Source organism: Clostridioides sp. ES-S-0048-02, assembly GCF_020658495.1.
In the GTDB taxonomy this organism is placed as follows: Bacteria; Bacillota; Clostridia; order Peptostreptococcales; family Peptostreptococcaceae; genus Clostridioides.
This window is the reverse complement of the sequence record NZ_JACVWH010000002.1, coordinates 77,760-89,440: the sequence shown is the minus strand read 5'-3', so window position 1 is coordinate 89,440 and position 11,681 is coordinate 77,760. Positions and strand designations below refer to the sequence as shown.

General features: G+C 27.5%; 11 protein-coding genes. 5 read left to right on the top strand and 6 right to left on the bottom strand.

Annotation, left to right across the window (positions count from 1 at the left end; translation table 11 throughout):
• Positions 1 to 50: 50 nt before the first annotated feature.
• From IC173_RS03285 to rnr, 5 genes are all read right to left on the bottom strand, one after another.
• On the bottom strand, positions 51 to 695 hold the full coding sequence (locus IC173_RS03285) for an ABC transporter permease (RefSeq protein WP_227855148.1): 645 nt from the start codon (positions 693 to 695) through the stop codon (positions 51 to 53).
• Positions 625 to 1,914 carry an ABC transporter permease gene (locus IC173_RS03280; protein ID WP_227855147.1) on the bottom strand — a complete coding sequence of 430 codons (1,290 nt, stop codon included), beginning with the start codon at positions 1,912 to 1,914 and terminating at the stop codon, positions 625 to 627. The genes IC173_RS03285 and IC173_RS03280 overlap by 71 nt, the downstream gene beginning before the upstream one ends.
• Complete coding sequence (locus tag IC173_RS03275; RefSeq protein WP_227433788.1) at positions 1,911 to 2,783, bottom strand: ABC transporter ATP-binding protein; 873 nt, start codon at positions 2,781 to 2,783, stop codon at positions 1,911 to 1,913. The genes IC173_RS03280 and IC173_RS03275 overlap by 4 nt, the downstream gene beginning before the upstream one ends.
• A gap of 399 nt (positions 2,784 to 3,182) precedes the next feature.
• Positions 3,183 to 3,674 carry a YfbM family protein gene (locus IC173_RS03270; RefSeq protein ID WP_227855146.1) on the bottom strand — a complete coding sequence of 164 codons (492 nt, stop codon included), beginning with the start codon at positions 3,672 to 3,674 and terminating at the stop codon, positions 3,183 to 3,185.
• Between the two features lie 564 nt (positions 3,675 to 4,238).
• Positions 4,239 to 6,374, bottom strand: a complete 2,136-nt coding sequence (gene rnr / locus IC173_RS03265) for a ribonuclease R (RefSeq protein WP_227433786.1) — start codon at positions 6,372 to 6,374, stop codon at positions 4,239 to 4,241.
• Positions 6,375 to 6,990: 616 nt separating this feature from the next.
• Here rnr and IC173_RS03260 point away from each other — a divergent pair.
• The 5 genes from IC173_RS03260 to IC173_RS03240 all read left to right on the top strand — a co-directional run bounded on the left by IC173_RS03260 (position 6,991) and on the right by IC173_RS03240 (position 10,104).
• The gene (locus tag IC173_RS03260; RefSeq protein WP_227481915.1) at positions 6,991 to 7,605 is read left to right on the top strand and encodes a DNA alkylation repair protein; all 615 of its coding nucleotides are present in this window, start codon (positions 6,991 to 6,993) and stop codon (positions 7,603 to 7,605) included.
• A 17-nt stretch (positions 7,606 to 7,622) separates the two neighbouring features.
• Positions 7,623 to 7,985 (top strand): winged helix-turn-helix transcriptional regulator, encoded by a 363-nt coding sequence (locus IC173_RS03255; RefSeq protein ID WP_227481914.1) that lies wholly within the window; start codon positions 7,623 to 7,625, stop codon positions 7,983 to 7,985.
• A gap of 54 nt (positions 7,986 to 8,039) precedes the next feature.
• Positions 8,040 to 8,537 (top strand): YbhB/YbcL family Raf kinase inhibitor-like protein, encoded by a 498-nt coding sequence (locus IC173_RS03250; RefSeq protein ID WP_227481913.1) that lies wholly within the window; start codon positions 8,040 to 8,042, stop codon positions 8,535 to 8,537.
• Between the two features lie 250 nt (positions 8,538 to 8,787).
• Positions 8,788 to 9,162: a VOC family protein gene (locus IC173_RS03245; RefSeq protein ID WP_227855145.1), complete on the top strand. Its 375-nt coding sequence runs from the start codon at positions 8,788 to 8,790 to the stop codon at positions 9,160 to 9,162.
• 54 nt (positions 9,163 to 9,216) lie between these two features.
• Positions 9,217 to 10,104, top strand: a complete 888-nt coding sequence (locus IC173_RS03240) for an AEC family transporter (RefSeq protein WP_413926640.1) — start codon at positions 9,217 to 9,219, stop codon at positions 10,102 to 10,104.
• Between the two features lie 311 nt (positions 10,105 to 10,415).
• On the opposite strand, the gene IC173_RS03235 is transcribed toward IC173_RS03240, so the two are convergent.
• Positions 10,416 to 11,504, bottom strand: coding sequence for a sulfurtransferase (locus IC173_RS03235; protein ID WP_227831563.1), 1,089 nt, complete (start codon positions 11,502 to 11,504; stop codon positions 10,416 to 10,418).
• Positions 11,505 to 11,681 lie beyond the last annotated feature (177 nt).

The window sequence follows — 11,681 nt, the reverse complement described above, 5'->3', positions numbered from 1 at the left end:
CTTTTGTATTACTCTATTTAATTTACCTACAATAAACAATTTTAATCTAACTAACCAATCTTTCTCTTTATTGGCTTTATCAAAAGAGATACAACTATAAGCACAATACTTCCACATATCAACCAATACTTTTCATCAAAGCTACCTCGACTCATAGACATTATAAAGAAATTTCCAACATACTTATCTTTAGTCATCATATTTAAAATTAAATATCCTATAGATACCATATATCCTATAATAGTATTGTTAAATAAATTAGAAAATAACATACCTAAACTTCCTATAAACATAGCTGATGCAAAACTCCCCACAATATATTTAAATATAGGAAAATTGCCTCCAAGATGTTTTAACATCAGTACAAATCCAGCAATTAACACAAGTATACTTATAATTGACATTATTATTCTTATTAATTGTATAACTACTTGAGATACTGATTTTGATGATACTATCTCATCAATTTCCTTCGATTGTTCTAAGTAAAATATAGGAACTATCATTATTATTCCTGCTATTATAACATAGTTTTCAAGACATATAGCTGCTGAAATACTATCTAAATTTGCTACCCCTTGTATAAATGGAATCAAACATAACATACCAATTGAACATATTAGATTAATTAGAGTGCTTAATTTGAAGTTTTCTTTTATTAAAACTAAATAATTTTGAAAACCTTGAACCAACATTAAGATTCCCCCTTCTTTTTTGTTCATATAAAAATGTAGTTATCAAGACAATTATTAATGCTCCTAATCCTATTAAAAGTCTATTACTCATAATAGTATTAAAGTTTTCTGCTATAATAGTTCCATTTAGTACATTATTATGTCTTATCATTAGTCCCATTGATGGATAATCTCCTTCAAGACCTATAGAGTTTATACTGTAAAACCACCAAATTAATTGAACAATAATTGCTACTGGTGTGTCTGTTAAAACAGTCAGACTCACTCCTACAGCTGTAACTATCATAAGAGTTGGCAATAACCACCACAGTGTATATTTTATAAATGCTAAATTCTCAACAGAAATTCCTTCATCTTTAGCAAATGAAATTAAAGGAAGTAATTCTTTTATACCTAAAATTAAAACTGGCAACATCATCATAAATACAAGAGCAAAATATCTTGATAAAATTATTTTAGATGTTGATGCTTGTTTTGAATAGACAATTTCGCTCATTCTTGAACGTCTATCTTTCATTGACATAAAAACTGCTACAAATACTGGAAATATACTTAAAATTATACCAATATAGTCACAAAAAATTCTTGCATAACCATTAGTTACTTTATCTTTTTGAATTGTATAGTTATAATTTTGCATAGCTTCTTCATAAGTAATTGGAACTATACCAAATCTTTGTAATTTATCAATGGCATATGCAGACCCACCACCTAAAATTTCATCTACGCTTTGCATTATTTCTTCAAATCTTTCAAATGATAATTTAGAAGAATTTATTTCTATATTTTCTCCACTTTCCCAAATTGAGTTTACTTTGTCAATACTGTTACCAGTTATCTCCTCAATATACTTCTCTATAGTTTGGGTTTTGCTTTCATTTAATTTTATATGCTTAATAATTCCCATTGGATATGTTGTATATGAATTTTCTTGATATTCTCTAATTAAACTTATAGTTGCACTTGGAATTACTTTATCAGACTTCAAAGATTCTTTTTGACCATATGGATATTGATTGTGTTTTAAGTAGTATTCATCAATGTTTTCTACTCTTTGAGGAGCAACTAATGGATTCCCTTCATTAGGAATATTTTTGCTTACATCTTCTGAAACTGAGCTTCCAAGTTGTGAAATATAGAAAACTACTAATACTACAATAAAAACATAATAGACTGTGCTTTTTAATATGTTTTTACACTCTTTTATAAATAGATTCATATCTTATTTCCTCCCATCATAAGCATATAGCCATCTTCGATAGTTGGATTACATTCTACTGCTGTTTCAAAAGGTTTTTCTTCTGATATGATTCTAAGTGTAGCTTTTCCACCTTGAGTCAACATACCTATAACTACAAATCTATTTTTTATATTTTCTATGTCCTTTTTATCTACTTCAACACTATATACTTTTCCATAAGCAAGTTTTGTTAATGCCTCAGTTGTTCCATTATATATAACTTTTCCATTATCTAATATAGCTATATTTTCACATGTTGCTTCTATGTCTCCTACAATATGTGTTGATAATATAACTATTCTATCATTGGCAATCTCACATAATAAATTTCTAAATCGTATACGCTCTTCTGGGTCAAGTCCTGCTGTTGGTTCATCTACGATTAAAACTTTAGGATTGTGAATCAGCGCTTGGGCAATTCCAAGTCTTCTATTCATACCTCCAGACAAAGATTTTACTTTTACTCTTTGATGATTAGTTAAATTTACTTTACTTAATAACTTATTGATAATTTTTCTTCTTTTTCCTGATGGTATATTTGATAAAACAGCTAGATAATCCATTGCTTCATACACTGTCATATTTGGATACATTGAAAAATCTTGAGGAAGGTAACCAACCATATCTCTAATTTCTTTCGTTTTTTCTATAGGAATTCCACACATATCTATTGAGCCATCAGTTTTTGACAATAAAGTAGCTAGAATTCGCATAAATGTTGTTTTTCCTGCTCCATTTCTTCCCAAAAGTCCAAACATTCCACTATCAATTTCAATGTTTACATTTTCAAGAGCCAATTTTGAACCAAACCTCTTACTGAGATTAGACACTGATATTTTCATTTCCATATATAAGTACACCCCCATAAATCATTTTATAGTATTTTATTTTTATTAATTTTTTATTATATTTCCATAATAAATTCTAAAACTTAAGATATTATTTAGAAATTTCTAAATTTTTTCTAAAGATTCTAATTTCTCTTAATAAATAAAATAAATACGCTTATATACTAATGACTTCTGTACTATAGTGATTTAAAAATAATTGAAGTGTCTAAAGATAATATTACTATTTAAAAAGTTCTTTTAAAATTACTATAATTGGATTACATTCTACTGCTGTTTCAATATGTACGTTTATAAAGGCATCATTTACTCATATCTAACTTTATTAAAATTTACAACTTTATAGTAAACAACTTTATAAAACTTACAATCTTATGATAAATAGCTTTATAATAATCATTACATTATACAAAATATTACAGCTTGTCCCTCATTAGAAGCTACTTGCATAAATTTTTTAAGTTCAATTAAATTAGCCCATACATATTCAAAAAATTCATCCTCATCTTCATCATCCATAACAGGATAAATTTCATTTTCTAGCATTTCACTGACACTAAATTTTTTTCTAAATTCTTCTTCTTCCAAATTGTTCATTGCCTCTGATAGTTTTTTTACATCATCGGGTGTAATCAGCATAGGATAAAATTCTCCTTCAATTTCCATAAATGTGTTTCCACTCAACACTAATTTACTAAAAATATTAGCATTATCTCCACCAAGAGGACAACCAGTCAGAGTAAACTGAATTGCATGCCATGCTTTATCAATATTAATACTGCTATCTTCCTGTACATCTTCAAACATAAAATCCTCTAAGTTATCTGTTGATTGTTGTAATTTCAAAATATTTTCTTCACTTATTCTAAAGTAACTTCCTATCATGCCCATAATTACTTACCTCCTAAGTAGTATTTTTATAATTTTAACTCATAACAAAAGGTATTGACAAGAAAATTCACTAAAAAAAATGTCATTACATCTTAAAAATCAAAGTATACATGAGGTAATATTTCTGATGTGGAACCAAAGAATTTTATTACGCACACACATGCACTAATATTGCATAAACTAGTTCTATCTTTTTAGTAAAATACATGTGTTGTCGTGTCAAAATTATATAAAATAAAAAATAAGTGTATCTCAAGTTCTAAATGATACACTTATTTCCTATAAAAATCTATTTTTTAATATATATTTTTTGCTAAATGCTAAATATGGTCTAAACATCTCCTTTTTATCAAATATTCTACATTTAGTCATACCATAAACACTACAAATTTTCATGTCTACTTTTAAATATTTCTGTATTTTCTTATTTTAAGATATTAATTTTTTCCTGTTTACTCTTATTTTAAGATATTAATTTTTTCCTGTTTACTCTTATTTTAAGATATTAATTTTTTCCTGTTTACTCTTATTTTCAAATATTAAACCTTATTCTTTATATTTTGTTTATTCTTCAATCTTTTCAACTATCTCAAAGTCAATTTCTTTAAAGTCTACATTTACACCTTCAACTTTTATCTTAACAAGGTCACCTATTTTATATGACTTCTTGGTTCTCTCACCTAACACACTATAAGAACTTTCATCATAGATATAATAGTCATCATTCATATTTGCAAGTCTTATCAATCCTTCTATAGTATTATCTAGCTCAACAAATATTCCAAATGAAGTTACACTAGATACAACACCTTCAAACTCTTGACCAACTTTATCCTTCATATAAAGAGCCTTATAGAAGTCATGTACATCTCTTTCAGCCAATTCTGCTTTTCTCTCTTTTTCAGATGATTGAACAGATGCATAATCTACTATAGTAGTAAGTTGCTCTTGTCTCTTTCCATTTATCTTATTATTTAAAGACTCTTTTATTATTCTATGAATTTGAAGGTCAGGATATCTTCTTATTGGTGAAGTAAAGTGACAATAGAATTTAGCAGCTAACCCAAAGTGTCCACTACATTCTGGTGAATACTTAGCCTGTTTTAAAGAACGAAGCATTATGGTACTGATTGCTCCCTCTTCTGTTTTGCCTTTTATCTTCTCTATTATTCCTTGTAATGCCTTTGGATGTACCTCTTCTTTATCACCTTTTATTGTATATCCAAATGTAGATATAAATTTACTCAATTCTTCCATTTTTTCTAAAGATGGTGTTTCATGTATTCTATACACAAATGGTATACCCATCCAATAAAAATGTTCAGCAATTGTTTCATTACTTATAAGCATAAACTCTTCTATTATTTTATTAGAAATTCTTCTTTCATATGGTTTTATATCTGCAACTTCTCCATTTCCATTTAGAATTATCTTTGCTTCTGGGAAGTTAAAGTCTATAGCCCCTCTTTTTTCTCTTCTTGACATAAGAATTCTAGCCAAAATTTCAGAATTTTTAAAATCATCTACAACATGTTCAAAAGTCTTTTTAAGCTTTTCATCATCTTTTTCTAATATATCGGATACTTCTGTATAAGTCATTCTAGCCTTTGAATTTATTATAGATTCACATATTTCATGCTTAACTACATTTCCCTTATGGTCTATTTCCATAAATATAGAAAGCGTTAATTTGTCTTCAAATGGATTTAAACTACATACTCCATTAGAAAGAGTCTTTGGCAACATTGGAATTACTTTATCTACTAAATACACAGATGTAGCCCTTTTTAAAGCCTCTTTATCTAATTTATTTTTTTCTCTTACATAATGTGTAACATCAGCTATATGAACCCCTAACTTAAAGTTTCCATTAGATAATACCTCTATTGATATAGCATCATCTAAATCTTTTGCGTCATCTCCATCTATAGTAAATATATTTAAATCTCTTAAATCTCTTCTTCTTTTTACCTCTTCTTCTGGAATTTCAACAGCAACAGCTTCTGCTTCTTGCAATACCTTCTTAGGAAATTCTTCTGGAAGACCATGTTCTCTTATTATAGAGTCTATTTCTACTCCTCTTTCACCTTTTTGACCCAGTATTTCTATAATCTTTCCTTCTGGTTTTCTATCTTCTTGTGGCCATACTGTAATTTCACAAACTACCTTATCATTATCTACTGCACCACTAAAATATCTTTTAGGTATATATACATCCTTAGTAAATTTCTTATTGTCTGGTGTTACAAATCCAAAAGTTTTACTTGATTGAAAAGTACCTACTATTTTAGTTATTTCTCTCTTTATAATTTTTACGATTCTTCCTTCTGCTCTTTTTTCTTCAGTTGCAGGTACAACTATCTCTGCCATAACTCTATCATTATGCATAGCTCCATTTATATTGTCACTTGAGATAAATAAATCTTGTGTGTATTCAACATCAGATTCTACAAATCCAAAGCCTTTTTTATGTGATGTAAATTTACCAACAAAATATCCCATTTGATTTGATGATACTATTTTATTTTTCTTAGTAAAACATATATATCCATCTTCCTCTAATTCTTCTAAAAAATTATAGAACATTGGCATTTCTGATGAATGTATATCAAAAATTTCTGCTAATTCTTCCTTTTTTAGAGGATTATATGCACTTTCGTTTATTAATCCTAACAAACTCTCTTTAAGTCCTGGTATCATTTTTTCCTCCTATTTTACTTTCTTGTTATATTATTTTTTTAGTTTTCTATTATATTACCCTTTGTATATCTTCTATATTACCTTTCATATATCTTCACACACCGTTTTTTATATTCTTTTATTATTGTTTCAAGTTAAATCAATTATTATATGTTTTTTATATTTAATTGAAATTATCTTAATAAATCTTTAAAAAAGTTATGATAATTCTCTAATAATAGTTTAAGTTATCATAAGCACAATTGTAATTTACTTAAAATATCATTATTACAGCTACTTTATCACCTAATTATACACCATCATATAGAATTGGTAAAATATTCATTCCATCTAAGTATTACTATATAATAATTTATTCTATTAGTATACTCAAATTAAGTTAAATTTATATAACTCAATTAATTTTTTAAATATAACTTTTTATAATATAAAACTTATAATAAAAGTAAATTTATATGTTAAATTAGGTTGATTTTTTATTGTTTTTTATTTATTCTAATATTAAAGGCTTGCAAACGTTTTTTGACAAGTCTTTATTTTATATAAATTAAATAAATTTTTTTATTATAAATAATATATTAAATTTAAACTAATCTACTTATTGGAGGAGATAAACTTGGAAGAAGTAATTGCAAAAATTATTACCATAGAAAATGGTTTTAAAGAAATCGAAAATATTGCTAAAAAAATTGTGAAAAATAATGACTCAAAGAAGTGTTATTATCTATCAATTTACTTATATAGATCAGAATACTATCAAGTAAGAGAATTAGCAGTGTTTATATTAGGCTTTATATCAATAGATATTTCTGAAGCCTTATTATTTTTAAAAAACAATGTGAGTAAAGATGAAAACTGGAGAGTACAAGAAATATTAGCTAAATCATTTGATTATTATTGTAGTGAAGTTGGATATGATAAATCACTTCCTGTGATAAAAGAGTGGTTAAGTTCTGACAACCCAAATATAAAGAGAGCTGTAACAGAAGGACTTAGAGTTTGGACTATCCGAGACTATTTTAAGACCAACCCCACTGTAGCTATATCATTGCTTTCTAGTTTAAAAGATGAGGACAGTGAATACTTAAGAAAATCTGTTGGAAATGCTCTCAGAGACATAAGTAAAAAACATCCAGATTTAGTAAAAAACGAATTAAACTCATGGGATGTTTCAAATAAAAAAGTTGAACTTGTATATAAACTTGCTTCAAAACGTATTTTGGCAAAATAAATTGGAGGTGACTATACTTGAAGCTTCGTGAAAAATATACATGTCCATTAGAACTAACACATGATATGATAAAAGGTAAATGGAAGTCTATTATATTATGGAGATTACGTATAGGTCCAACTTCTCTATCAAAACTAGAAAAAGAGATTAATGGAATCAACCAAAAAATGTTGCTTGAACAACTTAAAGAATTGATTGAATTTGGGCTGGTTGATAAAAAAACCTATGAAGGATATCCACTTAAAGTTGAATATTCACTTACACCTATTCGTGGAAAGCAGATGTTAGATGCTTTGGCTATAATGCAAGATATAGGAATTAATTTCATGCTAGAGAATGGTAAAGTAAGTAATTTACCATTATTTACAACTGGTATATAATAAACTTACAGAAAATTTTTATTAATTTATTATATATTTAGGAGGCAAATTATTATGAAAGTAACTAGTACAGGTATAGTAAACGGTGTTATAGAAGATAAATATGGAAAAAGAGGAAATCAATTTAATAAAGGTGGTATGCCTACATATTCATTACCTCTAAAATTTGAAGATGCTCCAGAGCATACAGTGTCCTTTGCTGTATTTTTAGAGGACAAAGATTCAGTTCCTGTATGTGGATTTGCATGGATACATTGGCTAGCTGCAAATATAACAAAAGATGAATTAAAGGAAAATGAAAGCATAACAGCTACTGATTTTATTCAAGGGACTACTAGTTGGCATAGTAAATTAGGTGATATTGGTAGATTAGAAGCTAGTGTTTATGGTGGTATGGCTCCTCCAGATAGACCACATGTTTATGAAATACATGTGTTTGCCCTTGATACTACTCTTAATCTTGAAAAGGGATTTTATATGAATGAGTTTTTTGAAGCCATGGATGGGCATATTTTAGATAGATTTACACTTAAAGGGAGTTATTCTAATTAATTAGATTTACTATAGCTAATCATTAATTTGTTACACTTAATTAATGATTAGCTTAATTGCTATTAAATTATTTTTCTATTTTAATTAATTGTTGATTCAATGGATTCGAATTATTTTTTATATTTTATTTAACTATTAAATCAATTAATTTCAGGTTATTTCTTATATTTAACTAATTATTATTTTATGCCTTATTAAAAGAAGATATCAACACATTTAATAAATCTATATAAAATTTCGAGGGGTTATTATGATAAAAAAAATAGACCATGTGGTCATTACTACTAATAATATAGAAAACTGCATAAATTTTTATAAAAAGCTTGGTTTTACATTAAAGATGGCAAATGAAAGATATGAACTTTACTCTGGAGATTTCAAAATAAATGTCCATTTAAAAGGTCATGAACTTTCACCTCACAGCAAAAACGTACAAACAGGTAGTGCTGATTTGTGTTTTGAGATAAATACTAATATTGACATGACAAAAACAAACTTAGAACAAAATGATATTAAAATTGAGCAAGGAATTGTAGAACGCACAGGAGCCTTTGGTGAAATGAAGTCTATTTACTTAAGAGACCCTGATGGAAATTTAATTGAATTGTCAAGTTATGGAGAATAAACTTTGGAAAATTTAATTCTATCTATAAATGTAGTTCTTCCTTTGTTTCTCACAATGTCACTTGGGTATGTTCTGAAAAAATTAAGTTTATTTGATGAACATACTTTAAATAAAATGAATAATGTTTGTTTCAAATCTTTCCTGCCATTACTATTATTTTTTAATATATACAATACGGATTTAAATGGTTCTCTTAACCTCAAACTTATGGCTGTAGCTATTATAAGTATTTTTTCAATCTTTTTACTCTTAGTTTTTATTATACCTAAGATTGAAAAAGATAATAAAACAAGAGGTGCATTAATACAAGGTATCTTTCGCAGTAATTTTGTTATATTTGGTATACCTGTAACAATCTCACTATTTGGTGATAAAAATATTGGGGTTACATCTTTATTAATTGCAGTTATTGTTCCTATGTTCAATGTATTATCAGTCATAATACTTGAGATTTTTAGAGGTGGTAAAATAAATATAAAGCACATGATTAAAGGTGTTTTAACAAATCCTCTCATAATAGCTTCTGTAATAGGATTGATAATGCTTATTTTAAATATTAAAATCCCTGAATTTTTACATAAAACCATTGGTGATATTTCCAAAATTGCTACTCCCCTATCACTTATAATTCTAGGTGGGTCTTTCAGCTTTTCTGCTATAAAAGGACATATAAGACCAATTATACTGGGAGTGTGCGGAAAACTTATTCTTATACCTGCTATATTTTTACCAATTAGCATTTTTCTTGGATTTAGAAATGTAGAATTAGCTTCACTTATGATAATGTTATCTGCTCCAACTGCTATTTCTTCATTTACAATGGCCCAACAGATGAATTCTGATAGTGAACTTGCTGGACAAATTGTAGTATTTACCTCTGCATTTTCCATAATCACAGTATTTATAATAATATTTATCTTAAAACAGAATAATCTTATTTAGTAATATCCTATAGTATAATTTGGTATAATAAGAAATATATACTTGTATTGTAAGAAACACATATTGATAGCATAGTAAATATGTATTGATATTGTAATAAATATATACAGAAAATAAGTACTACTCATAACTCAAAAAAATATAAAAAAGGTGGACTATAATAAATATAGTTCACCTTTTATATTGAAATTTATATTCTCTATTGAAACTTGTATTCTTTACTGAAACTCATAAAATTTCAAGCTTTTTTTTAAAATAGTATATAGCTTATTACTTATAAAAATTATATTGGCATATCCTCTTTTTTTATATTATTTTTTAGCTTTATCAGTTGATAATTCACCTACAGTTGTATACTTAACATCCCCATCTTTAGGATTTCCTACTTGTACTGGCAGATTAGGTTGTGTTTGCCATTGCCACCATCCACCATCAAATAAAGTGATGTTTTTCCATCCATTTTCATAGCACATTAACCAAGGAATAGTTGCTCTCCATCCAGTTCCACAATAAAATGCTGTATTTGTATCTTTTGTCACATCAATATCTTTAAAATAACCTAATACTTTATCAAAATCTACATAGCTTCCATCTTCATTCATATAATCTTGCATACTGCTTGCATCAGTACCTGCACGCCCCCATACAGCACCCTTTGGCTCTCCAGCTTTATCAATATAATTGTAACCACTTGTTTTTCCAGAGAACTCTTCTAAGCTTCTTATACTTACTAGTCTAAAGTTAGGGTCATTTTTTAATTTATTTTCTACATCTTTTATATCCATTACATATTCTGGATGAGCTGGAACCTTTACACCAAACTCTTTTTGAGATTTTGGCTCTACTGCTCCTTTTTCTACATCATATTTTGCATTTTTCCATGCTTCAATACTCCCATCCATAACTTTAACATTTTTAACACCAGCCCAAAGACAAATGAATGCTATTCTATCTACTCCTGAATCAGAACCATATAGTATAACAGTTGTATCTGATGTAATGCCATTGCTAAGTAATACTTTTTCAACTACATCTGCTGGTTTGATATTGTAGTTATCAAAGTCTTTTACTCCTTCATCATTATCATATTCTAAAGAGTCTGTATCAATATGAATAGCTCCTGGTATATGCTGTTTCAAGTAGCCTTCATTTTGTTCAGTTGCTCCCCATGAGCCTTCTGCAATAACATAATTTTTAGACTCTGGTTGATTTCCATCAATAACACTTTTTACCCACTTAGGTGATACAAATACTTTTGTTGTATCAACTGGGTCAGCTGTAACCTTTTCCGCATTAGCATCTTTATTACTTGCTTCATTTGAATTGTTGTTTGAACACCCAACTAATAAAGTCGCAATCATAGCTATACATAATATTAAACTTAATAACCTTTTTTTCACGTTTTTCCCTCCATCTTATCTAGTTTTCATCTAAAAAGTATATCATATAGCTTTTTTCTATTCAATAATTCTACAGCTTATACATAATATTGGCTATACAAAATATCTATACTTCATCTTACTTTTTATACAAAATTTCTATACAGCATTCTATTTATATCTTACTATTAAATTATA